The sequence below is a fragment of the Streptomyces sp. NPDC048514 genome (assembly GCF_043199955.1).
Taxonomy (GTDB): Bacteria; Actinomycetota; Actinomycetes; order Streptomycetales; family Streptomycetaceae; genus Streptomyces.
The window spans coordinates 15178-38883 of sequence record NZ_JBICWT010000014.1 but is presented as its reverse complement, the minus strand read 5'-3'; the positions used below and the strand labels follow the sequence as shown (position 1 = coordinate 38883).

The window sequence follows — 23706 nt, the reverse complement described above, 5'->3', positions numbered from 1 at the left end:
CGTGAGCACCGACGACCTTCCCCTCGCCCCGACCGGCGGCTGTGGCGACGGCTGCGCCTGCGGCGCCGAGGGGGACGAGGAGTATCTGGAGTGCGGGCTCGACCCCGCGCTCGCCGAGCTGCTGGCCGCTGCCGGGCTCGACCCCGTCGAGGTCGAGGACATCGTCAACGTGGCCATCCAGGAGGACCTGGCCGGCGGCGTGGACGTGACGACCGTCTCGACCATCGCCGAGGACGCGGTGGCCACCGCCGACTTCACCGCGCGTGAGGCGGGCGTCGTGGCCGGCCTGCGGGTCGCCGAGGCCGTGCTCTCCGTGGTCTGCACGGACGAGTTCGAGGTCGAGCGGCACGTCGAGGACGGCGACCGGGTCGAGGCCGGGCAGCAGCTGCTGTCGGTCACCACGCGCACGCGTGACCTGCTCACCGCCGAGCGCAGCGCCCTGAACATCCTGTGCCGCCTGTCCGGCATCGCGACCGCCACGCGCGCGTGGGCGGACACGCTGGAGGGCACCGGGACGCGCGTGCGCGACACCCGCAAGACGACCCCCGGCCTGCGTTCGCTGGAGAAGTTCGCGGTGCGCGCCGGCGGTGGCGTCAACCACCGCATGTCGCTGTCCGACGCGGCCCTGGTGAAGGACAACCACGTGGTCGCCGCAGGTGGTGTCGCGCAGGCCTTCAAGGCCGTACGGGAGGCGTTCCCGGAGGTGCCGATCGAGGTCGAGGTCGACACCCTGCACCAGTTGCGCGAGGTCGTGGACGCGGGCGCCGACCTGATCCTGCTGGACAACTTCACGCCCGGCGAGTGCGCGGAGGCCGTCGGCATCGTCGGCGGACGCGCCCTGCTGGAGGCCTCCGGCCGGCTGACGCTGGCGGGCGCGCGCGCGTACGCCGAGACCGGCGTGGACTTCCTGGCCGTCGGCGCGCTCACCCACTCCTCGCCGATCCTGGACATCGGCCTCGATCTGCGCGAGGCGGAGTAACGGCCATGCTGCTCACGATCGACGTCGGCAACACCCACACCACCCTCGGCCTGTTCGACGGCGAGGACATCGTCGAGCACTGGCGCATCTCCACGGACCCGCGCCGCACCGCGGACGAGCTGGCGGTCCTGCTGCACGGTCTGATGGGCATGCACCCGCTGCTCGGCGAGGAGCTGGGCGACGGCATCGACGGCATCGCGATCTGCGCGACGGTGCCGGCGGTCCTGCACGAGCTGCGTGAGGTCACCCGGCGCTACTACGGCGACGTGCCAGCGGTGCTGGTGGAGCCGGGCGTGAAGACGGGCGTGCCGATCCAGTTCGACAACCCCAAGGAGGTCGGCGCCGACCGCATCATCAACGCGGTCGCGGCGAACGAGCTGTACGGCGGTCCGGCGATCGTCGTGGACTTCGGCACGGCGACCACCTTCGACGCGGTCTCCGCGCGCGGGGAGTACGTCGGCGGGGTCATCGCCCCCGGGATCGAGATCTCGGTGGAAGCCCTCGGGATCAGGGCCGCGCAGCTGCGGAAGATCGAGGTGGCCCGGCCCAGGAACGTGATCGGCAAGAACACGGTCGAGGCCATGCAGTCGGGTGTCGTGTACGGCTTCGCCGGGCAGGTCGACGGAGTGGTGGGCCGGATGGCCCGGGAGCTGGCCGACGACCCGGACGACGTCACCGTGATCGCCACGGGCGGCCTCGCTCCGGTGGTGCTGGGCGAGTCCTCGGTGATCGACGAGCACCAGCCGTGGCTGACCCTGATCGGGCTGCGCCTGGTCTACGAGCGGAACGTGTCACGCCTGTGAGCTGACGGCGCCCCGGCGCGGCACGGGGCGCCGGTGCGGTGTGGGACGCCTGCGCTGTCACGGGGGCGCCGTCAGGTGCGGTGTGGGACGCCCGCGCTGTCACGGAGCGGTGCGGGACGACCACGCGCGCCGAGGAGTGCGGCGCCTGCGCGCGTTGTCGCGGGGAGGCACCGGCGGAAAGCGGCCCGGCGGGAGCCGGTTCGGTTCGGAGGTCCGCGTGGCCCCGGTCGAGGGAAACCGGGAACGACACGCGCCGAAACAGGAGTCCACTCCGTCCCTTTTGTCCGATTAGCGGTACCGTCGCTGCATGCCCACGCCATACGGATCCCGCGGCGGCATGGCGTTCGGTGCGGAGGAGCTGCGTGTGCTCCGCCGCGCCCTCGCCCTCGCCCTTCACCCCGGCCAAGCGTCCGCCGAGGACGTCCAGGACTGCTTCCGGCTCGCCGAGTCGCTCGACGAGGCGATGTGCGAGGGCGCCAGGCTGCGCGCCTTCCTGGTGGCCGACCTCGGGCGGTACCGCGCCGCCCTCCCGGGCGCGGCGGCGGGCTACCTGGGCCTGCTGGAGGAGGCGCTGGGCGCGGGGCACCGGCCGACCCCGGACGACCTCGCCGCGCTCCGGGGGCTGGACGGCGACCCCGTCGCGGCCGCCCTTCTGGACCGCTGCCAGGCGCTGGCCGAGCTGGACGTACGGGCCAGGTTCGCGCAGGGCGCCCGAAAGATCCCGGCGCCGGCCGTACCGCCCTCCCGCACCCGCCTGCAGGCCCTGCCGGGCGGCGCCGCCGAGTCCGCAGCCCCGCGGGGGCGTGCCACCGAGCCCGCGGTCCCGCAGGGGCGTGCCGCCGAGCCCGGCACGCCGCAGCTCCGCGCGGGGGGGTCGGGGGCCCCGCAGGCCGAGGAGCCGGAGAAGCCCGCGCCGAAGCCGGCCCCCAAGCCCACGCCGGCGCCCGCGGAGCGGCCCGCCGGGGAACCGGCCGCGCCGAAGCGCCCGATCCCGACGCCGGGCGAGGTGTTCCCGCGCCGCAAGCCGGCGCCTCCGGCGGACCCGTCGGAGAGCCACCAACTGGCCGCCGGCTGAGGCACCCGCCCCACGACCGAAGCCGACCCCGCACCCTCACCGGCGCCGGCAGCCTCACCCCGCCCCCCATCGGCGCCGGCAGCCTCACCCCGTACCCCCACCGGCAGCCTCACCCCGCGCCCCCACCGGCAGCCTCACCCCGCCCCCCATCGGCGCCGGCAGCCCCACCCCCGCGCCCCCACCGGCACCGGCAGCCTCAGCCCGCCCCCACACCCGGCGCCACGCCGACACCCCGCACCCACACCCGCACCTGCGGCCTCACCTCACACCCCCCCCGGCAGCCACGCCGACACCCGCAGCCACACCCGGCGCCACGCCGACACCCGCAGCCGCACCCCACATCCCGCGCCGACACCCGCACCCCGCATCCCGCGCCCCGACACCCCGGCGGCTGGCCGGGGTGTCGGGGCGCGGGATGTGCGCGGTTCGTGCACCCCGCCCCTTTCGCCCGTTGCGCCGCGGCTACTCTGGTGCCATGGACTACGTCTCCGCGCTCGTGCCCCCGATCGTCATGGCCGCGTTCTTCATCGGTGTGGTCAGGGTCATCGTGAAGACCCAGGGCGGGGCCGCCAAGGCCAAGGAGGACGCGGCGGTCGACGCCGCCCTCGCCCGCGCGGAGGGTGCTCGCCAGGTCTCCGGCCCCGGCCAGGCCTGACCCGACGGCGTCCCGCGGGCAGCCCCGCACGGACACCCGGCACCGCCGAGCCGCACGTCCCTTTTGTTCATGTTCGTGTCATTCGTGTGCTTAGCGCACGTCCGGCAGGTCATTGACGGGTTCTCCCACTATTGTTCTGAGCTGTGCCTCGCCCATTGGGAGAACTCGAAGACGCGGTCATGACGCGGGTGTGGAAGTGGAACCGCCCGGTGACCGTTCGAGAAGTCCTGGAAGACCTGCAGCAGGAACGCTCCATCGCGTACACCACCGTGATGACCGTTTTGGACAATCTCCATCAGAAGGGCTGGGTGCGCCGCGAGGCGGAAGGACGTGCCTATCGATATGAGGCCGTCTCCACTCGAGCCGCGTACGCCGCCGCCCTCATGAACGACGCCTGGTCGCAGAGCGACAACCCGGCCGCCGCTCTCGTCGCCTTCTTCGGGATGATGAGCGACGAACAGCGTCAGGCCCTCAGGGACGCCGTACGCATCGTCCAGGGCCCGGAAGAAACCCGGGAAGCACCCGAAGGCCGGCCGGAAGCCGCCCCACGGCCAGCCCGGCAACAGGAAGCCGCGGAAGCCCCGCAAGAGCAGAACCCCGGCTCGGCGGAGGACGGCGACGGGCGATAGCGTCCGCTCATGTCAGCAGAGCGTCCCGAAGTCTCCGCAAAAGCCATCACCGTCCGGCGGGCCCGGACCAGCGATGTCCCTGCCGTACGCGACCTCCTCGACGCCTACGTGCGCGGCCGCATCCTGCTCGACAAAGCCACGGTCACGCTTTACGAGGACATCCAGGAGTTCTGGGTCGCGGAACGCGACGACAACGCCGAGGTGGTCGGCTGCGGTGCACTGCACGTCATGTGGGAGGACCTCGCGGAAGTCCGCACACTGGCGGTGAAGCCCGGCCTCAAGGGCGCGGGCGTCGGCCATCAGTTGCTGGGGAAGTTGCTGCAGACCGCACGCTGGCTCGGCGTTCGCCGGGTTTTCTGCCTGACCTTCGAAGTCGACTTCTTCGGGAAGCACGGCTTCGTGGAGATCGGCGAGACGCCCGTCGACACCGATGTGTACGCGGAGCTGTTGCGTTCCTATGACGAGGGCGTCGCCGAGTTCCTCGGTCTCGAACGAGTGAAACCGAACACCCTGGGCAACAGCCGGATGCTTCTGCATCTGTGATCGTCATTGCCTCGGTGGCCTATGTCCGAAACGCGCATGTTTTCGGCCCGAGGTGGTCCGCTGGGTCTCTCCCAGGGGTTTGTGTTTTTCCGGCAAAAGCGGTTTGCTTTCCGACGTACTGCAGTACTGCATATAACAGGGGCGGCTAAACGGCGGTCGCCGCACACGCCCCGGCCCTCACGTTATCGATGAAAGGAAATCCGGTGGCACAGAAGGTTCAGGTCCTTCTTGTCGACGACCTCGACGGCGGCGAGGCAGACGAGACCGTGACGTTCGCGCTGGACGGCAAGACGTACGAGATCGATCTCACGACGGCCAATGCGGACAAGCTGCGCGGCCTTCTCGACCCCTATGTCAAGGGTGGTCGTCGTACCGGCGGTCGTGCCTCGGGCGGTCGTGGAAAGGCGCGTGCCGCCTCCGGCGGCAACCAGGACACCGCGGCGATCCGCGCCTGGGCGAAGGAGAACGGTTACGAGGTCAACGACCGCGGCCGCGTTCCCGCGTCCATCCGCGAGGCCTACGAGAAGGCCAACGGCTGATTCCGGGTCTCCTCGGAGAACACCGACGCCTCGGAGAAGGCCGACGGCCGACTCCGCCGGCAGGCGGACGGTCCGGCACACATGCGCCGCAACCGGACCCGGTGGCATCCCGCTGCCACCGTGTTCACGAGACGTACGAGATCGGGGGCGCTTCCCTCGCCCCCCATGGCCGGCATCGCCGGCAGCGAGTCCTCGACCTCGCGCCCCCGACCGGGGGGCCGCAGCCACACGGCGGCCCCCGGTACGGAACCGGCCGTCGGTGCGGCCATGGTGCCGCCCGCCCCCAGCACCCGCAGGTCGAGCGTGACGGCGCTCCACTCCAGCCAGTCCAGCAGCCCCGGCAGCTCCTCCGCGCCGCCGGCGGCCACCAGCAGAGCCATCCGGTCGCCCAGCAGGGCCACCGGAGAGTCCGGCGCGAGCTGCCGGAGTGCACCCGCGCCCGCCTCGGCCGGCACGTCCAGGACGTCGAACCGCACCCCGGTGAGCAGCCGCAGCGGCCGTCCGGGCACGGTCGCCCACCCCAGATCGTTCTCGTACCGGTGACGCGTCCAGTGGCGTTGCCAGTGACGCGTGCGCGCTTCCGGATCCGCCGGAGGCACGCGGGCCGGATCCGGTTCCGGATCGAAGGGCCGACGGGGGAGGGGGACCGATGTCGTGTGGGCCGAGCCAGCCATGCCAAGTGCAACCACCGAAACAGCCGAAGGGTTACGCTGGGTGGTCCGCTCGATGCACAGGGTGCGGAAAAGGGGAGCGTGCGGGGCGCGGGGGAGGCGCAAGGTTGTTCGCCCATAGCGGAGTGAACCGGTGCCCGCGGCATGGAGTGTCAGCCCCTGCGGGTAAGACATGCCTAGTGGGAGGGGGCGACACGCAGAATGGGCCGTCTCACGTTCGCCATCGGCGTACTGGCGAGTGGGGTAACTGCCTGGCCTGCGGGAACATCGTCTCGCACCATCGGGTTGGAGCAGATGTCGGCGTTCGGGGTCAGGAGGCCATCGACGGTGTCGGCAGTTGGAATGAGCGGTCCCCGCTTGCGGGACTAAGCTGCGGAAGGACAGGGAGGGGAAGTTCCCCCCACTGCCTGACCGCTCTGAGGAGCGATTAACGATGTTCGAGAGGTTCACCGACCGCGCGCGGCGGGTTGTCGTCCTGGCTCAGGAAGAAGCCCGGATGCTCAACCACAACTACATCGGCACCGAGCACATCCTCCTGGGTCTCATCCACGAGGGCGAAGGTGTCGCCGCTAAGGCCCTGGAGAGCCTCGGCATTTCGCTTGAGGCGGTCCGTCAGCAGGTGGAGGAGATCATCGGTCAGGGCCAGCAGGCCCCGTCCGGACACATCCCCTTCACCCCCCGTGCCAAGAAGGTCCTGGAGCTGTCGCTCCGCGAGGCCCTTCAGCTGGGCCACAACTACATCGGCACGGAACACATCCTGCTCGGCCTGATCCGTGAGGGCGAGGGCGTCGCCGCCCAGGTCCTGGTCAAGCTGGGTGCCGATCTCAACCGGGTGCGGCAGCAGGTCATCCAGCTGCTCTCCGGTTACCAGGGCAAGGAGACCGCCACCGCGGGCGGCCCGGCCGAGGGCACGCCCTCGACCTCTCTCGTCCTGGACCAGTTCGGCCGGAACCTCACCCAGGCCGCTCGTGAATCCAAGCTCGACCCGGTCATCGGGCGCGAGAAGGAGATCGAGCGGGTCATGCAGGTGCTGTCCCGCCGTACCAAGAACAACCCGGTGCTGATCGGTGAGCCCGGCGTCGGCAAGACCGCCGTCGTCGAGGGCCTCGCCCAGGCCATCGTCAAGGGCGAGGTGCCCGAGACCCTCAAGGACAAGCACCTCTACACCCTCGACCTCGGTGCCCTGGTCGCCGGCTCCCGCTACCGCGGTGACTTCGAGGAGCGCCTGAAGAAGGTGCTCAAGGAGATCCGCACCCGCGGCGACATCATCCTGTTCATCGACGAGCTGCACACGCTGGTCGGTGCGGGTGCCGCCGAGGGCGCCATCGACGCGGCCTCCATCCTGAAGCCGATGCTGGCCCGCGGTGAGCTGCAGACCATCGGCGCGACCACGCTGGACGAGTACCGCAAGCACCTGGAGAAGGACGCGGCCCTCGAGCGCCGCTTCCAGCCCATCCAGGTCGCCGAGCCGTCCCTGCCGCACACGATCGAGATCCTCAAGGGTCTGCGCGACCGGTACGAGGCGCACCACCGCGTCTCCATCACGGACGAGGCCCTGGTCCAGGCCGCCACCCTGGCCGACCGGTACATCTCGGACCGCTTCCTGCCGGACAAGGCGATCGACCTGATCGACGAGGCCGGTTCCCGGATGCGCATCCGCCGGATGACCGCGCCGCCGGACCTGCGCGAGTTCGACGAGAAGATCGCCGGTGTCCGCCGGGACAAGGAGTCCGCGATCGACTCGCAGGACTTCGAGAAGGCCGCCTCCCTGCGCGACAAGGAGAAGCAGCTCCTGGCCGCCAAGGCCAAGCGCGAGAAGGAGTGGAAGGCCGGCGACATGGACGTCGTCGCCGAGGTCGACGGTGAGCTGATCGCCGAGGTCCTCGCCACGGCCACCGGCATCCCGGTCTTCAAGCTGACCGAGGAGGAGTCCAGCCGCCTGCTCCGCATGGAGGACGAGCTGCACAAGCGGGTCATCGGCCAGGTCGACGCCGTCAAGGCGCTGTCCAAGGCGATCCGCCGCACGCGCGCCGGTCTGAAGGACCCGAAGCGTCCGGGTGGCTCGTTCATCTTCGCCGGCCCGTCCGGCGTCGGTAAGACCGAGCTGTCCAAGGCGCTCGCCGAGTTCCTCTTCGGCGACGAGGACGCGCTGATCTCCCTCGACATGTCGGAGTTCAGCGAGAAGCACACGGTCTCGCGTCTCTTCGGTTCGCCCCCCGGTTACGTGGGCTACGAAGAGGGCGGTCAGCTGACCGAGAAGGTCCGCCGCAAGCCGTTCTCCGTCGTCCTCTTCGACGAGGTCGAGAAGGCCCACCCGGACATCTTCAACTCGCTGCTGCAGATCCTGGAGGACGGCCGCCTGACCGACTCCCAGGGCCGGGTCGTGGACTTCAAGAACACGGTCATCATCATGACGACCAACCTCGGCACCCGGGACATCTCCAAGGGCTTCAACCTCGGCTTCGCGGCCGCGGGTGACACGAAGACCAACTACGAGCGCATGAAGAACAAGGTGTCGGACGAGCTGAAGCAGCACTTCCGTCCCGAGTTCCTCAACCGCGTCGACGACGTGGTCGTCTTCCCGCAGCTGACGCAGGCGGACATCCTGCGGATCGTCGACCTGATGGTCGGCAAGGTGGACGAGCGCCTGAAGGACCGGGACATGGGCATCGAGCTGTCCCAGTCCGCCAAGGAGCTGCTGGCCAAGAAGGGCTACGACCCGGTGCTGGGCGCGCGTCCGCTGCGCCGCACGATCCAGCGCGAGGTCGAGGACACCCTCTCGGAGAAGATCCTCTTCGGCGAGCTGCGCCCCGGTCACATCGTGGTCGTGGACACCGAGGGCGAGGGCGATGCCCGGACCTTCACCTTCCGGGGTGAGGAGAAGTCGGCGCTGCCGGACGTCCCGCCGATCGAGCAGGCGGCCGGCGGTGCCGGACCGAACCTGAGCAAGGACGCCTAGGCGTCGGGGCCGGGACGCCTCGGCGTCCCGGCCGACGGAAGGGGCCGGTGCTTTCGAGCACCGGCCCCTTCCGCATGCCTGGAGAACGCCGCCTACGACAGTTGCCCGACGCCTACGACAGCCCGTCGTACGCCTACGACAGCTGCCCGTCGTAGTCCGGCAGCTTGAAGGTCTTCTCGGCGTGGCCGCCGGACAGGTCGGTGGCGCTGTTGCCGATGTTCGCGATGATCGTGTAGCCCTTGTTCTCGATGTCGACGCGCTGGGCGGTCTTGTAGGCGGCGACGTCCTTGAAGAGGTCGAACAGGCCGCGGACGTAGAGGCCGGAGACGTCGTAGCCGTCGTGCTCCAGGTTGTACTCGGTGGGCCAGTAGACGATGCCCGGCCGGGCGGTGACGAAGAAGAGCCTGACGCCGTGCTGCTGGGCGTAGCGGGCGACGTTCAGCACGGGCTGGTTGGCCGGCTGCGGGTAGCTGAAGCCGAAGTCGGTCTCCAGGGTGGTGTTGTCGATGTCGAAGACGACCGCAGGCTTCTCCCCGGGCCGGGCGGCGGCGATGCGGGCCTGGAGATACGGCAGGGCCTGGTCCATGACCGTCCGGCAGTCCTGCTGCCAGGTGGCGTAGTCGACCGCCGCGGAGGCGCTGGAGGCGCGGGGAACGCCGGTGGAGCTGGTGGAGCCGCTCGTGGTCGCCGCGTCGGCCGGCGCGGCCATCGCGGCCAGGGCGGCCACGGAGACTGCGGTCACGGCGGTGCGGCGCGCCCAGGGGCGTCTGGTCATCGGTGGGGGGTCCTCTCACGTCCGTACACGTGCCTGAATGTCAGGGGCATGATCTGTGGTGAGGGTGGCGCGAGGGGAACCGTAGGGTTACCGGACGGTAGGTCGCTAGGGGTCTGCGTCACATTTCCGTGGGCGCCGGGCGGGGCCGACGGTGACAAGCCGCACAGGCGAAATGTCCGGTACTAACCCTGATAGTGGGATCCATCAGGGCGGCAAAACGGACATAAGGGAGACTTTCGGCCTAAAGTCTGCCGGCAAAAGACGACGTCGTCGGGGCTTATGCCGGGTGGCACGCGGGCCGTCAAGAAGGAAGCCGGAGCGGCGACTGCCTACTACGTAATGCCGTAGATGGGCGGTTTGAGTGGAACTGGGGGGTTCGGTTACCAAGGATGAGCCGCTGCGGCGAACGTCTTTGCGCCGGGTGGTCTCTCTGTCTCCGAGTACACGAGGTTCAGATGTTCCAGCGCGTCACGCCCCGCTCTTCCCGTACGTCCTCGCTCCGCAACCGCGTGGCCGTCCTGGCTGCCGGAATCGGCGCCACGGCCGTGGTGGGGGCCGGGGTCGCGAGCGCCGCCGCCCCCTCCGCGAACTCCTGGGTCGACCCGGTGCACAAGTACACGCTCTCGGCCACCTTCATGCAGGCCGGCGGTCACTGGGTCGCCAAGCACAGCGGCCAGGACTTCGCCGTGCCGACCGGCACCGACGTCATGGCCGCGCACGGCGGCACCGTCGTCAAGGCCGGCCCGAACGGCGCCGGTGACGGCCCCGCGTACGGCAACGCGATCGTCATCAAGCACGCCAACGGCAACTTCTCGCAGTACGCCCACCTGTCCCGGATAGACGTGAAGATCGGCCAGATCGTCAAGACCGGCCAGCACATCGCGCTGTCCGGCTCCACCGGTAACTCCACCGGCCCCCACCTGCACTTCGAGATCCGCAAGACGCCGAACTACGGCTCGGCCGTCGACCCGGTCTCGTTCCTGCGCTCCAAGGGCGTGAAGGTCTGACCTAGTCGGTGCCGTGGGTGTGCTCGTGCGCCTGCGTGACCAGGTCCATGGCGACCTCGAGAACGGCAGCGCGCCGTTTCTCGAGGTCGTCGTTCAGGTCCTGCATGACGAACATCCCGGCGTGCAGCGTGAACATCGCGCTGACGCAGCGGACCTGCTCCACGAGCGGCGCCTCGGGATCGATGAGGATGTCCCGGAAGCCGCGCAGCCGGTCCTTGAAGGTGTCGCCGATGCGCAGTTCCCGCACGGTCGCCTGGTTCTCCTGCATGAAACGGAAGAGCGGTTCCGCGCCGGCCAGCGCCTCGCTGTAGCGGCGGACGATCTCCTGCTTGATCTCCAGGGTGTGCGGCTGCGTCCGGCCCCACTCGATCAGGTCCTCGATCGGTTTCGTCAGGTCCGCGAAGAGACTGACGATGATCTCTTCCTTCGTCTTGAAGTGGTAGTACAGGGCCGCCTTGGTGACGTCGAGACGCTCGGCGATCTCGCGCAGAGACGTCTTCTCGTACCCCTGTTCCGCGAACAGTTCGAGGGCCACATCCTGGATGCGCTGGCGGGTGTTGCCGCGGCGCTGCTGCTTGGTGCCGTCCATGGTGCCGCCCATCCTCGTACTCCTCCCGCCACCGCGGAAACTTACTTGACGCCCGGCAGGTGACTAACTTACTTGACGCCCGGCTAGTGACGGGGCTACCTTTCCCAGTGTAGTCAACTAGCCGGGCGACAAGTAAGTAGTCGTCGCTGGGGGAAACGGGAAGACGATGGCGGACACGGTCGGAAGCGTCACAGACGGCAAGCGGCCCAGGAGCGTGCGGGTGGTCCTGCTCGCTCTCATGATCGCGATGATGCTCGCGATGCTGGACAACATGATCGTGGGTACGGCGATGCCGACGATCGTGGGCGAGCTGGGGGGCCTGGAGCACCTCTCCTGGGTCGTCACCGGCTACACCCTGGCCACCGCGGCCTCCACCCCGGTCTGGGGCAAGCTCGGTGACATGTTCGGGCGCAAGGGCGCCTTCCTCAGCTCCATCGTGATCTTCCTGATCGGCTCCGCGCTGAGCGGCATGGCCCAGGACATGGGTCAGCTGATCGGGTTCCGCGCCGTGCAGGGTCTGGGCGCGGGCGGTCTGATGGTCGGCGTCATGGCGATCATCGGCGACCTCGTGCCGCCGCGGGAGCGGGGCAAGTACCAGGGCATGATGGCCGGCGTGATGGCGCTGGCGATGATCGGCGGACCCCTGGTCGGCGGCACCATCACCGACAACTGGGGCTGGCGCTGGGCCTTCTACATCAACCTGCCGCTGGGCGCGGTCGCCCTCGCGCTGGTCACCACCGTGCTGCACCTGCCGAGGAAGCGGGCCAAGGCCGGCATCGACTACCTGGGCGTCGTCCTGCTGACCGTCGGCATCACCTCCATCGTGCTGGTCACCACCTGGGGCGGCACCGAGTACGCCTGGACCTCCGCGCGGATCATGGAACTGATCGGCATCGGCGTGGCCGCGCTGGTCGGGTTCGTGTTCTGGCAGACGAGGGCCGCCGAGCCGGTGCTGCCGCTGCACATATTCAAGAGCCGCAACTTCACCCTGATGTCGGTCATCGGCTTCATCACCGGCTTCGTGATGTTCGGCGCCACGCTGTTCCTGCCGCTGTACCAGCAGTCGGTGCAGGGTGCCTCCGCGACCAACTCCGGTCTGCTGCTCCTGCCGATGCTCGGCGCGATGCTCGTGACCTCGATGGTCGCCGGCCGGGTCACCACCAACAGCGGCCGGTACAAGGTCTTCCCGATCGTCGGCGGTGCGCTGATGATCGTCGGCCTGTACCTGCTGTCCACGATGGACACCGGTACGACCCGGCTGACCTCCGGCCTCTACATGGCCGTACTGGGCCTGGGCATGGGCTGCCTGATGCAGATCACCATGCTGGTCGCGCAGAACAGCGTGCAGATGAAGGACATGGGCGTCGCGTCCTCGTCCACCACCCTGTTCCGTACGCTCGGTTCGTCCTTCGGTGTGGCCATCATGGGCGCGCTGTTCAACCACCGGGTCCAGGACGTCATGGCCGAGCGGGCCGGTGCCGTGGGCAAGAACATCACCCAGCAGTCGGCGCAGCTGGACGCGAAGAGCCTGGAGAAGCTGCCGGCCGCGGCGCGCGAGGCGTACCAGCACGCGGTGACCTCCGGCGTCCACTCGGCGTTCCTGCTGGGCGCGGCGATCGCGGTGCCGGTGCTGATCGCGGCGCTGTTCGTCAAGGAGGTGCCGCTGAAGGGCGGTCCGCAGAAGGCCGCGGGCGACGGCGCGGACGCCATGCCGGCGCCCCTGGTCGAAGTCTGAGCTTCGAATTCCCCATCTCCGAGTCCTCCAGTCCCGGAGTCCCGCAGTCCCGGAGTCCCGGAGTCCCGGAGTCCCGGAGTCCCGGAGTCCCGGAGTCGCGGAGTCGCGGAGTCTCCGAGTCCCCGCTTCTCGGAATCTCCGAGCCCGAAGGCCCCGGCGCGTGTCCGCCGCCGGGGCCTTCGGCGTTTCCGCGCACCCGGCTCACGACGGAGCGTTCGGCTCTCGACGGAGCGGTCGACGGAGCGGCTCGCCAGGGGGTGCCGGGTCCGGGTCCGGTGGGAGCCGCCGGGCGGCCTGAGCCGGGGTGCCGGGCGGGCCGGTGGCGACGGGCGGCCTGGGCGAGGCTCCGGCCGGATCGCCGGGCACGTCCGGCCCAAGTCGCCGGGAGGGTCAGGGGGTGCCGCTGGGCAGCGGCATCGCGGGATAGCTGCCGGTGTTCGTCGGGGCGTGTTCGGGGAGCCACAGGACGGCCACCGCGCCCTCCGCGGGCACGTGGGCGGGGGCCCCGGCGGGGCGCACGTTACGGAACGTCAGGCGGGCGCCCAGCACCCGGGCCTGGCCGGCCGCGATGGTCAGGCCGAGTCCGTGGCCCTGCCCGGCGCGGTCCTTGCTGCCGGTGCGGAACCGGCTCGGGCCCTCGGCGAGCAACTCCTCGGGAAAGCCCGGGCCGTGGTCGCGGACCCGGATGACCCGCCCCTCCACGGTCACCTCGATCGGTGGCCTGGCGTGCCGCGCCGCGTTGGCCAGCAGGTTGAACAGCACCCGCTCCAGCCGCCGCGGATCGGTGGTGACCTCCGACTCGTGCACCACCCGCACGGCGATGTGCGGATCCTTGGCGGCGACGCGGCGGGCGACGAACTCGCCGAGCATGATGTCCTGCAGCTCGGCCCGCTCCGAGGCGCTGTCCAGCCGGGCCACCTCCAGGACGTCCTCGACGAGGGTGCGCATCGCCTTCGCCCGGTCCAGGACCAGCTCGGTCGGCCGGCCGGGCGGCAGCAGCTCGGCGGCCGTCAGCAGTCCCGTCACCGGGGTGCGCAGCTCGTGCGCGATGTCGGCGGTCACCCGCCGCTCGGCCTCCAGCCGCAGCCGCAGCGCGTCCGCCATGGCGTCCACCGCACGTGCGAGATCGTCGGTCTCGTCCCGTACGACACCGCCGATGGCCGCCCGCACCCGGACCTCGGTCTCGCCCTTGGCGACCTGGTTCGCGGCGGCCGCCGCCTTGCGCAGCCGCCGGGACAGCTGCCCGCCGATCAGGACTCCGAGCGCGCTGCCGCCCAGCACCACCGCGACCGAGCCGATGACCAGGGCCTGGTCGAGGTCCTTCATCACATCGACGGAGCGGTCCGGCAGATGGCTGTGCAGGGACAGCACCCGCCCGTCCTTGACCGGCACCGCCGCCCAGATGTCCGGCACTCCGCCGTGTTCGGTGACGTCACTGACCCGGCGGCCCTCCGCCACCTTCTCCCGCAGCGCGGCCGGCAGCTCGGGGTCGTCGACCTTGATGCTGGGAAAGTTCGGCCCGCGCTTCTGCTCGTAGTTGCGCTGGGCGATCTGGACCCGCTCGTTGGCCAGATCACGCGCGTTGTCCAGCATCGAGACCCGGGCCGCGTTGTGCACGACCAGACTGAGCGCGATCGCCACCAGCCCGGCGACCAGCGCGATCGCCGCGCTGAGCTTCCATCTGAGTCCGGTTCTGAGGTTCGAGCGCTCCACGCGCCCCAGCGGCCGTCGAATCATCCCCCGCATGTCCGCCCCGCTCAGGCCTTCAACTTGTAGCCGAAGCCGCGGACCGTCTCGATCCGGTCCTGGCCGATCTTCTGGCGCAGCCGCTGCACATGGACGTCGACGACCCGCGTGTCCCCGCCCCAGCCGTAGTCCCACACCCGCTCCAGCAGCTTGTCGCGGGAGAGCACGGTGCCCGGCGCCGAGGAGAACTCCAGCAGCAGCCGCATCTCGGTCGGGGTGAGCGCCACCGGCTGCCCGGCCCGGCACACCTCCATGCCCTCGGTGTCGATCTCCAGGTCACCGAAGGTCAGCGTGCCGCCGTTCGCCGCGGAGGCGGACTCCTGCGCGTGCGCGGCCCCGCCGGCGTGCCCGAAGCGGCGCAGCACCGCGCGGATCCGGGCGACCAGCACGGCGCCGTCGAACGGCTTGGTGACGTAGTCGTCGGCCCCCGCCTCCAGACCGAGGACGACGTCGATGGAGTCGGCGCGCGCCGACAGCATGATCACCGGCACGGTCGACTCGTCCCGGATACGACGGCACAGGCTGACGCCGTCCAGGCCGGGGACCATGACGTCCAGCAGCGCGATGTCGGGTCGGTTCGCCCGGAACGCGTCCAGGCCGGAAAGCCCGTCCGGCATGGCCGTGACCGCGAAGCCGTCCCGCTCCAGGGCGAGCTGGGTGGCCTCGCGGATGACGTCGTCGTCCTCGACGAACAGGACGTGGGTCTGGTCTGCCATCCGGTGCTCTCGCTCCTCAGGGTGTGCGTGGCGGGAATCAGTTGCCCGGTTCGGGGGCCGCGTCGCCGCCGGCCTTGCTGTAGTCGGTCTCGTGGCTGTCTATACGGGCGAACCGGCTCGCTCTCCACCTGTACGTGATCACGGTTTCCCGGGAGGGGTTCGACACCGGGTCGTCCGAGTCGTACACCTGCTTGGTCACGGTCAGATCGGTGCCGTCGATCTCCGAGTAGACCGGCGACTCCTCCGCCTTGAACACATTCTTGTACGAGCCCCCGACGTCCCGGTACACGTAGGTGCCGACGCCCACCCAGTCACCGCAGGTCACCACGTTGACGACGACGTCGTCGACGGGTCCGCCGGTCAGGTCGCCGTAGGAGACGTCGACCGGGTACTCGTCACCGCTGCACGCCTTCAGCTCCCGCTTGACCGCCGGGGAGACGGCCGGGTCCTTCTTGACGAGCTGGACGGCGTCCACCCGCCGGTGGGTGCCGGCGGGACTCGGGCTGGGCGAGGCGAGGGTACCCGCCACCGCCGACGCGTGGGCCGGGCCCTCGTCCCGGGCCCCCGTACCCCCCGTGCCGCACGCGGCGGCGAAAAGGGCGACGGCGGCGAGCGCGGCCCCCACCGCGATCACCGCCTGTGTGCTCCCCCGGATCCTCTCGGACCCGGCCTCGGTCAGGCCGCGCAACGCTCCCGCTCCTCACGCTCCAGCGCGCGTGCGTCCAGATCGCGGGCCTCCAGCTCCTCGCGGAGCCGGGCGAGCGCCCGGTGCAGCGTGCTCTTGACCGTACCGGCCGACATGCCGAGGGCAGCGGCCGTCTCCTCTGTGGACATCTGCTCCCAGTGTCGCAGCACCACGACACTGCGCTGCTTCGGTGCGAGCACCTTCATGACGTCCATGAGCAGAGCACGGTCCGCGTGCTGCTCGGTGGAGTCCTCCACGGAGGCGTCCGGCAGCTGCTCGGTCGGGACCTCCTCCAGCTTGCGCGCCCGCCACCACTCGGTGCGGGTGTTGATCATGACCCGGCGCAGATAGGCGTCGGCGAGCCGCTTGTCGGCGATCCCGTCCCAGCGGCCGTACGTCCGTACCAGCGCGGTCTGCAGCAGGTCCTGGGCGTCGACCGGGTCCGGCACCAGCCGGCGGGCGCTGCGCAGCAGCGCGTCCTGCCGTGTGCGGACGTACTCCTCGAATTCGAGCACCTCGCCCTGCGCCATGATCAACCGCCTCCGTTCCCCGTTCTCCGGCTTGCGCCTGAGTCCTGCTGTCCCCGTGTCCCGTGGTCTGCCGGGCACGGAAAAGAAGTTACGGAGCGGTTGTCACGGGGCTGTGCGGAGCAGCCTGCGGCTAGCAGTCGGCTGTCCGTCGGTTGTGTAACGGAAGGATGGGCGGGGTAAGGAGGGCGACTCGAATGTCTGGTTATGTAGCGGTTTATCGGTCTGGAGGGTCGGTAACGGACGCACGGGGGCCGTTACTTGGCCGCCCGTCAGCTCAGCGGCAGCCGGTACAGATCGCCCGGCAGCGGCTCCACCAGGCCGTCCGCGACGAGCCCGTCGAGCGCGCGGGCCCGCTGCACCGGCTCGTGCCACACCCGGTCCAGCATCGTCTGCGGCACCGGTGTGTGGGCCTCCCGCAGCACGGCGAGCAGTTTGCCGCGCACCTGCCGGTCCGTGCCGGCGTAGGTCTGCCCACGCCGTGGCGGCCCCGCGTGTTCGGGCTTGCCCGCGAGCCGCCAGGCGCACTGCGTGGCGATCGGGCACCGCTGGCAGCCCTCGTTCTTCGCCGTGCACACCAGTGCGCCCAGCTCCATGGAGGCGGCGGCCCACCGGGCGGCGATCCCCTCGTCCTGCGGCAGCAGCTCCCGGGCCAGGCGCCGTTCCGCGGCGGTGGTCGCGTTCGGCGGGTACTGCACACCGCTCACCGCCCGCGCGAGGACCCGGCGGACATTGGTGTCCAGCACCGGATGCCGCTGCCCGTACGCGAAGGAGGCGACGGCCGCGGCCGTGTACTCGCCGATGCCGGGCAGCGCCAGCAACTGCGCGTGCTGCGTCGGTACGTCACCACCGTGCCGTTCCGTTATGGCGACCGCTGCGCCGTGCAGCCGCAGGGCCCGGCGCGGATAGCCGAGCCGGCCCCAGGCGCGCACCGCCTCGCCCGGAGCCTCCTTGGCGAGGTCGGCGGGGCGCGGCCAGCGGGCCAGCCACTGCTCGTAGACGGGCAGCACCCGGTTGACCGGGGTCTGCTGGAGCATGAACTCGCTGACCATCACCCCCCACGGGCCCGCCTCCGGGCGGCGCCAGGGGAGGTCACGGGCATGGGCGTCGAACCAGGCGATCACGGGGGCGTGGAGCATCTCAGTCATGGCCTTCCGATCCTGCCACGGGTTGGCACCCCTGGGGCGTGACGGCGCGGTCACCCGGCGTCGCGATGTGTGAAGAGCCGCGCCGCCCGCGGAAGTTGCCGGGATGATGATCCGGAAAAGTTGGTGTTCGAGCGGCGGGTGACGCGAGCAAGCTCCGCGATCTCTCGTACAGTTTGGGCCGTGGGATCTCTGCGCAATCCGGTCGGGCCGCTCCCCTCCTCCATCTACTGGCGAAGGAGGGTCGCACTGCTGTCGGTGTTCGCCGTGTCGGCCCTGCTGATCCTGTGGATCGTCACCGCCGGCGGCGGGGGCGGCAAGAAGAACGACGACGGATCCGACGGCAAGAATCCCGCGCACACGATCACGCCGGGCCCGTCCTCGTCCGGGCCCGCGATCAGCCAACACCCGGGCGGGCGTGACGATTCGGGCGGCGGCTCCGGTGGCGGCGACGCCGGTTCCGGCCCCGGCAACGGTTCGGCCACCGGTTCCGCCGGCGCCGGTGACGGCTCGGGCGGCGGTTCGGGTTCGGGCTCCGGCGCCGGAGACGTCGGTACGGGCGACACGCTCCCAGCGTCCTCCACCCTGGCCAACTGCCCCTCTTCGGCGGTGACGTTGGGCCTGCGGAGCCTGCGCAACACCTACTCGCCCGACCAGACGCCGACCTTCGAACTCACCGTGAAGAACGGCTCGTCCGCCGACTGCAAGATCGCCCTCGGGCCCAAGGACACGGTGCTGACGATCACGCCGGCGGACGGCAGCGACGCCTACTGGTCGTCGGCCGACTGCCCCAAGGGGCCGGGCAGCCTGGCGTTCCGGGTGACGGCGGGCAGGAGCATCACGTACACCGTGAAGTGGGACCGCAAGCCGAGTGCCGCCGCGTGCGCCACGCCCCCCGCGGGTTCGGCGAAGGCGGGCACCTACCTGCTGGAGGCGAAGGCGCCGGGCTTCGGCAAGGTGCGGGCGTCCTTCGTGCTGTCGGCCGACTGACCCGCCCGCGCGCCGAGGACCCCGCCGAACCGGTCGCCGTGCGAGAGGCACGGGCTGTGCGGCGCCCGGCCGGCGCCGGAGGCCCCAGGCCGGGCACGGCGCCATGACGGCCCCCGGCCACGTGCGGGTCCCGGCCGAACACCGCGGGCAGCCGGTTCGTGCCGCGCGGGCCGGCCCGCGCCGTCAGGTGCTCCGGGCCGGTGTCAGACGTACCGTTCGAGGATGGAGGACTCGGCCAGACGGGACAGGCCTTCGCGCACGCTTCGGGCCCGGGCCTCGCCCACGCCGTCCACGGTCTGCAGGTCGTCCACGCTCGCGGCGAGCAGCTTCTGCAGGCCGCCGAAGTGTTCCACCAGGCGGTCGATGATCGCGCCCGGAAGGCGCGGGACCTTGGCGAGCAGCCGGAAGCCCCGCGGGGACACCGCCGAGTCGAGGGTCTCGGGGGAGCCGGTGTAGCCCAGCGCCCGCGCCACCGTGCTCAGTTCCAGCAGCTCGGCGTGGGTCAGGGCGTCCAGCTCGGCCAGCGCCTCCTCCACCGTGCGGGAGCGCTTCGCCGTCGGCTCGGGGACATAGTCCCGGACGACCAGCTCACGGTCGGGCTCCACGCCCGCGATCAACTCCTCGAGCTGCAGCGAGAGAAGGCGACCGTCCGTGCCCAGTTCGACCACGTATTCGGCGATTTCGGTGGCGATGCGCCGGACCATCTCCAGACGCTGGGCGACCGCCGACACGTCCCGGACCGTCACCAGGTCCTCGATCTCCAGCGCCGACAGGGTGCCCGCGACCTCGTCCAGGCGGAGCTTGTACCGCTCCAGGGTGGCCAGCGCCTGGTTCGCGCGGGAGAGGATCGCCGCCGAGTCCTCCAGCACCCGGCGCTGACCGTCCACGTACAGCGCGATCAGACGCATCGACTGGGAGACGGAGACCACGGGGAACCCGACCTGCTTGCTCACCCGGTCCGCCGTGCGGTGCCGGGTGCCCGTCTCCTCCGTCGGGATCGTCGGGTCCGGGACCAGCTGGACGCCCGCGCGCAGGATCTTCGACAGGTCCGAGGACAGCACGATGCCGCCGTCCAGCTTGCACAGCTCCCGCAGCCGGGTGGCGGCGAACTCGACATCCAGGACGAAACCGCCCGTACACATCGCCTCGACCGTCTTGTCGGAGCCGAGGACGATCAGACCGCCGGTATTGCCGCGGAGCACCCGCTCCAGGCCGTCGCGCAGGGCCGTGCCCGGTGCCACGGCACTCAGTGAGGCGCGCATCAGACCCTCGGAACCGGAGCTCCCAGCGGACTTTCCGGGAGCTGCTGCCCGGTCGTTGGCTGCCACTGCACTCCTCCGGTCGCAGGTTCTGACGCGCCCCCGTACCCGCACTCGGTTCGTACGGACGGGCGAGACCTGCGCAAAGTCTACCGGCGCTCCTCCGACTGCTGTGGGGCCTCTCGGCGACGGGAGCGCGGCAGCACCCGGAGTGCGTCCCCCATGTCGGCGACTTCCAGGACCTTCATGCCGGCCGGCACCTTGCCCGGATCGGTCGGGACGAGCGCGTGCGTGAAGCCCAGCCGGTGGGCCTCGGCGAGCCTGCGCTGCACGCCCGTGACCCGTCTGACCTCGCCCGCGAGGCCCACCTCGCCGATGGCGACCAGGTTCTTCGGCAGCGGGGTGTCGCTGGCCGCGGAGGCGAGCGCGAGGGCGATGGCGAGGTCGGCGGCCGGCTCGGACAGCTTCACCCCGCCCACCGTCGCGGAGTAGATGTCCCGCTTGCCGAGCGCGCTGATCCGGCCGCGCTGCTCCAGCACCGCGAGCATCATGGACACCCGCGAGGTCTCCAGGCCCGAGGTGGTGCGGCGGGGGGAGGGGATCTGGGAGTCGACGGTCAGCGCCTGCACCTCGGCCACCAGCGGGCGGCGGCCCTCCAGGGTGACGGTCAGGCAGGTGCCCGGGACCGGTTCGGCGCGGCGGGTGAGGAACAGGCCGCTCGGGTCGGCGAGGCCCGTGATGCCCTCGTCGTGCAGCTCGAAGCAGCCGACCTCGTCCGTGGTGCCGTAGCGGTTCTTCACGCCCCGGACCAGGCGCAGGCGCGCGTGCCGGTCGCCCTCGAAGTGCAGCACGACGTCGACCAGGTGCTCCAGCAGCCGGGGGCCCGCGATCGCGCCGTCCTTGGTGACATGGCCCACCAGGAGCGTGGACATGCCGCGTTCCTTGGAGGCGCGGATCAGGGCGCCCGCGACCTCCCGCACCTGGGCCATGCCGCCGGGCGCGCCCTCGATCTCCGGGGAGGCCACCGTCTGCACCGAGTCGAGGATCAGCAGGGACGGCTTGACCTCGTCCAAGTGACCGAGAACAGCGGACAGATCGGTCTCGGCGGCCAGATACAGATCGTCGTCCAGGGCGCCGATGCGGTCGGCGCGCAGCCGCACCTGGCTCGCCGACTCCTCACCGGTGACGTAGAGGGTGCGGTGGTCGGGGCTCGCGGACTTGGCGGCCACGTCCAGCAGCAGCGTGGACTTGCCGACGCCGGGCTCGCCCGCGAGGAGCACCACCGCGCCGGGCACGAGGCCGCCGCCGAGCACCCGGTCCAGCTCGGGCACGCCGCTCGTGCGCGCGGTGGCCTGGCGGCCGTCGACCTGGCCGATGGGCAGCGCGGAGCTGGTCACCCGGCCCGGTGCCGTCGTGCGGACCGCCGGCGCGCCGTACTCCTCGACCGTCCCCCAGGCCTGGCACTCCGGGCAGCGGCCGAGCCACTTGGCCGTCTGCCAGCCGCACTCGGTGCAGCGGTAGGACGGGCGGTCCTTGGTGGTCTTGGTACGGGCAGCCATGCGGAAACCGTAGCCCGCGGCACTGACAACGCGGCCGGGCTCCGCGTGCGGGCGGACCGGTATCCGCCACCACCCGCCGATTCCGGCCGCGGAACAAAGGGCTCCTGTCCCCTTATGAGGGATCGTTTCACCCGTACGGATTAAAAGTGCTCAAGGTTCCGGAAGGGGCACTGTCCCGCCGCCTACGGTCGCACGGGTGATGAGCAGCAGTCCGGAGACCACGACCCGCACCACCGGCGCGCACCGGGCGCACCGCGAGGCGCGTGATCGCGCCGCCGCGCGCACCCTGGCCCAGCGGCCGCCGGCGCGCTACGAACCGTACCTGGACGGTCTGTTCACCTACTGCCTGTCGGTGCTGTGCGACCACGACGCGGCCACCGCCGCGCTCGGCGACGTCCTCGCGCTGGCCGAGCGGCGCGGGCACCGCGTCCCGGCCGCCACCGGCGACCGCAGGGCCTGGCTGTACGCGCTGGCCCGCTGGGCGTGCCTGCGCAAGCTGGCCGAGGCCAAGCAGAAACGTCAGGCCACCCACGCCGCGGGCCGTACGGCGACCCACGCCGCGGGCCGTACGGCCACTGACACGGCGAGCCGTGCGGCCACTGAGACGGCGGGCCGTACGGCCACCGGGAAGGCGGCACCGGAGCCGTCCCTCGCCCCCGAGGTCGAGGAGCAGCGCCGCCGCGAACTCTCCCTGCTCGCCTGGCCGGAGGCGGCCGGGACCACCCCCGAGCAGCGTGAGGCGCTGGAGCTGGCCGTCCGCCACCACCTCGCCGCCCACGAGGTCGCCGCCGTCCTCGGCATGGAGCCCGCCACCGCGCGCGAGCTGCTCGGCGCTGCCGCCTGCGAGGTCGAGCGCACCCGCGCGGCCCTCGCCGTGGTCGAGACCGGCGGCTGCCCGAGCGTGGCCCATCTCACCGGGGACAGCCGGCTGGTCCTCAGCACCGCGCTGCGCCGCGAGCTGGTCCGGCACGTCGACGACTGCCCGCACTGCCGCCGCACCGCCGAACGCGCCGTCTCCGGCCACTGGCCCGGCGCCACGGTCACCCCCGCGGAGCTGCCCGTCCTGGAGGCCCCGCGTCCGGCCCTCCACACGGCCCTCGCACACCAGGCACGCGCGCGGGGTGCCGCCGCACCGCGGTTCGACCGGCGCGGCTTCCCGATGGACCCCAAGGACCGCGCGGCCCGGCGCGACCGCCTGCGCGCGCGTGCCGTCACGACGACGGTCGTCGCCACGGTCGTCGCCGCGCCCGTGCTCGCCCTGTGGGCCGCCTACCGGGGGGCTCCGGCGGGCGACGAGGACGGCCACCCCGCCACCGCGCGAGAGGCGCAGGGCCCCGACGCGCTCGGTGACGGTGCGGCGGGCGGCTACGAGAACGCGGGCAACGCCAGGGCGAAGCCCGGCGCACGCGGCGGCAAGGACGGCAAGCCGGACGTCTCCGTGGAGGTCGTCAGCGTCTCCGGAGCCGGTACGAAGGGCGCCGGTCAGCTCGCGGTCGACGCGGCCAACGAGGGCGACACCACCTTGATCACGCTCACCGCCTCCGGCTCCTCGCCGGTGCGCTGGTCCGCGTCCACCTCGGCGTCCTGGCTCTATCTCAGCCGGTCCGCGGGAACCCTCGAACCCGGCGAGACGTTGACGATCAAGGTGTACGTCGACCATCTGCGCGAGCCGGCCGGACACTGGCACGCGCAGGTGGCGATCTCTCCGGCCGGCGCCGTGGTCACGATCGACGGCTACGGCACCGCGCCGAGCGGCCGCCCGACCCCGCCGCCGGTGTCGACCACCCCCGACCCGACGCCGTCCGGTACGCCGCCCACCGAGCCGCCGTCCGGCCAGCCCACCACGCCCACCGACCCGCCCTCGACCCCGCCCGACTCCACCCCTCCGGACTCCACGAGCCCGTCCCCGTCCGCTTCCTCCTCCGCGCCCGACCAGAACACCCCGACCCCCTCGGGAAGCTGAGCGGCGAATGCCCGGGCGCGGTCACGGGTGCGTGTGCGGGCGCAGGCGCCGGCCCCGGCCGCGGCGGAACCCGCCTGCGGCGGGCCGGGCCGGCGAGCCCCGTGGCGCCGCCCCGCCGGGGCGAGCCCACCGGGGCTCCGGAAGCTCCCGAAGCTCC

22 protein-coding genes are annotated in these 23706 nt (G+C 71.4%); 12 read left to right on the top strand and 10 right to left on the bottom strand.

The window, feature by feature from the left end; all coding sequences use genetic code 11:
- The first annotated feature begins 1 nt into the window (after position 1).
- The 7 genes from nadC to ACGFT2_RS28785 all read left to right on the top strand — a co-directional run bounded on the left by nadC (position 2) and on the right by ACGFT2_RS28785 (position 5223).
- Positions 2-979 (top strand): carboxylating nicotinate-nucleotide diphosphorylase, encoded by a 978-nt coding sequence (gene nadC / locus ACGFT2_RS28815; RefSeq protein ID WP_393283576.1) that lies wholly within the window; start codon positions 2-4, stop codon positions 977-979.
- 5 nt (positions 980-984) lie between these two features.
- On the top strand, positions 985-1782 hold the full coding sequence (locus tag ACGFT2_RS28810; RefSeq protein WP_393283573.1) for a type III pantothenate kinase: 798 nt from the start codon (positions 985-987) through the stop codon (positions 1780-1782).
- Between the two features lie 337 nt (positions 1783-2119).
- A complete protein-coding gene (locus ACGFT2_RS28805) occupies positions 2120-2857 on the top strand; it encodes a hypothetical protein (RefSeq protein ID WP_393284019.1) in 738 nt (245 codons plus the stop codon).
- Between the two features lie 475 nt (positions 2858-3332).
- Positions 3333-3512, top strand: a complete 180-nt coding sequence (locus tag ACGFT2_RS28800) for a hypothetical protein (RefSeq protein ID WP_393283570.1) — start codon at positions 3333-3335, stop codon at positions 3510-3512.
- 179 nt (positions 3513-3691) lie between these two features.
- Entirely contained in the window at positions 3692-4141 is a 450-nt protein-coding gene (locus tag ACGFT2_RS28795) for a BlaI/MecI/CopY family transcriptional regulator (protein WP_393284016.1), read from the top strand.
- A 9-nt stretch (positions 4142-4150) separates the two neighbouring features.
- Complete coding sequence (locus ACGFT2_RS28790; protein WP_393283567.1) at positions 4151-4684, top strand: amino-acid N-acetyltransferase; 534 nt, start codon at positions 4151-4153, stop codon at positions 4682-4684.
- Between the two features lie 203 nt (positions 4685-4887).
- On the top strand, positions 4888-5223 hold the full coding sequence (locus ACGFT2_RS28785) for an Lsr2 family protein (RefSeq protein WP_030751806.1): 336 nt from the start codon (positions 4888-4890) through the stop codon (positions 5221-5223).
- Here the strand turns inward: ACGFT2_RS28785 and ACGFT2_RS28780 are convergent.
- On the bottom strand, positions 5202-5897 hold the full coding sequence (locus ACGFT2_RS28780; RefSeq protein ID WP_393283564.1) for an SCO3374 family protein: 696 nt from the start codon (positions 5895-5897) through the stop codon (positions 5202-5204). The two genes, ACGFT2_RS28785 and ACGFT2_RS28780, sit on opposite strands and share 22 nt — an antisense overlap.
- A 430-nt stretch (positions 5898-6327) precedes the next feature.
- Between ACGFT2_RS28780 and ACGFT2_RS28775 the strand changes: the two genes are divergently transcribed.
- A complete protein-coding gene (locus ACGFT2_RS28775; RefSeq protein ID WP_393283561.1) occupies positions 6328-8853 on the top strand; it encodes an ATP-dependent Clp protease ATP-binding subunit in 2526 nt (841 codons plus the stop codon).
- A gap of 133 nt (positions 8854-8986) precedes the next feature.
- Here the strand turns inward: ACGFT2_RS28775 and ACGFT2_RS28770 are convergent, their stop codons facing one another.
- Positions 8987-9628, bottom strand: coding sequence for an HAD family acid phosphatase (locus ACGFT2_RS28770; RefSeq protein WP_393283558.1), 642 nt, complete (start codon positions 9626-9628; stop codon positions 8987-8989).
- A gap of 455 nt (positions 9629-10083) precedes the next feature.
- Between ACGFT2_RS28770 and ACGFT2_RS28765 the strand changes: the two genes are divergently transcribed.
- Positions 10084-10635, top strand: a complete 552-nt coding sequence (locus ACGFT2_RS28765) for a M23 family metallopeptidase (RefSeq protein ID WP_393283555.1) — start codon at positions 10084-10086, stop codon at positions 10633-10635.
- A 1-nt stretch (position 10636) separates the two neighbouring features.
- Here ACGFT2_RS28765 and ACGFT2_RS28760 read toward each other — a convergent pair whose 3' ends face one another.
- Entirely contained in the window at positions 10637-11236 is a 600-nt protein-coding gene (locus ACGFT2_RS28760) for a TetR/AcrR family transcriptional regulator (protein ID WP_393283552.1), read from the bottom strand.
- A 154-nt stretch (positions 11237-11390) separates the two neighbouring features.
- Between ACGFT2_RS28760 and ACGFT2_RS28755 the strand changes: the two genes are divergently transcribed.
- On the top strand, positions 11391-12959 hold the full coding sequence (locus tag ACGFT2_RS28755) for an MDR family MFS transporter (RefSeq protein WP_393283550.1): 1569 nt from the start codon (positions 11391-11393) through the stop codon (positions 12957-12959).
- Positions 12960-13349: 390 nt separating this feature from the next.
- Here ACGFT2_RS28755 and cseC read toward each other — a convergent pair whose 3' ends face one another.
- The 5 genes from cseC to ACGFT2_RS28730 form a co-directional block, all read right to left on the bottom strand.
- Positions 13350-14705, bottom strand: a complete 1356-nt coding sequence (cseC, locus tag ACGFT2_RS28750; RefSeq protein ID WP_393283548.1) for a two-component system sensor histidine kinase CseC — start codon at positions 14703-14705, stop codon at positions 13350-13352.
- Positions 14706-14716: 11 nt separating this feature from the next.
- A complete protein-coding gene (cseB, locus tag ACGFT2_RS28745) occupies positions 14717-15421 on the bottom strand; it encodes a two-component system response regulator CseB (RefSeq protein WP_393283547.1) in 705 nt (234 codons plus the stop codon).
- A 37-nt stretch (positions 15422-15458) separates the two neighbouring features.
- Positions 15459-16109, bottom strand: coding sequence for a hypothetical protein (locus ACGFT2_RS28740; protein ID WP_393283544.1), 651 nt, complete (start codon positions 16107-16109; stop codon positions 15459-15461).
- Positions 16097-16636, bottom strand: a complete 540-nt coding sequence (locus tag ACGFT2_RS28735) for a SigE family RNA polymerase sigma factor (protein ID WP_030342754.1) — start codon at positions 16634-16636, stop codon at positions 16097-16099. The genes ACGFT2_RS28740 and ACGFT2_RS28735 overlap by 13 nt, the downstream gene beginning before the upstream one ends.
- A 269-nt stretch (positions 16637-16905) precedes the next feature.
- A complete protein-coding gene (locus ACGFT2_RS28730) occupies positions 16906-17781 on the bottom strand; it encodes an A/G-specific adenine glycosylase (protein WP_393283541.1) in 876 nt (291 codons plus the stop codon).
- A gap of 180 nt (positions 17782-17961) precedes the next feature.
- Here ACGFT2_RS28730 and ACGFT2_RS28725 point away from each other — a divergent pair, with 180 nt between their 5' ends.
- On the top strand, positions 17962-18768 hold the full coding sequence (locus ACGFT2_RS28725) for a hypothetical protein (protein WP_393283539.1): 807 nt from the start codon (positions 17962-17964) through the stop codon (positions 18766-18768).
- 203 nt (positions 18769-18971) lie between these two features.
- Here the strand turns inward: ACGFT2_RS28725 and disA are convergent, their stop codons facing one another.
- Both disA and radA read right to left on the bottom strand, forming a co-directional pair.
- Positions 18972-20096, bottom strand: a complete 1125-nt coding sequence (disA, locus tag ACGFT2_RS28720) for a DNA integrity scanning diadenylate cyclase DisA (RefSeq protein WP_393283537.1) — start codon at positions 20094-20096, stop codon at positions 18972-18974.
- Between the two features lie 80 nt (positions 20097-20176).
- On the bottom strand, positions 20177-21586 hold the full coding sequence (radA, locus tag ACGFT2_RS28715; RefSeq protein WP_393283535.1) for a DNA repair protein RadA: 1410 nt from the start codon (positions 21584-21586) through the stop codon (positions 20177-20179).
- Between the two features lie 196 nt (positions 21587-21782).
- Here radA and ACGFT2_RS28710 point away from each other — a divergent pair, with 196 nt between their 5' ends.
- Positions 21783-23549, top strand: a complete 1767-nt coding sequence (locus ACGFT2_RS28710) for a hypothetical protein (protein ID WP_393283532.1) — start codon at positions 21783-21785, stop codon at positions 23547-23549.
- The last annotated feature ends 157 nt before the right edge of the window (positions 23550-23706 follow it).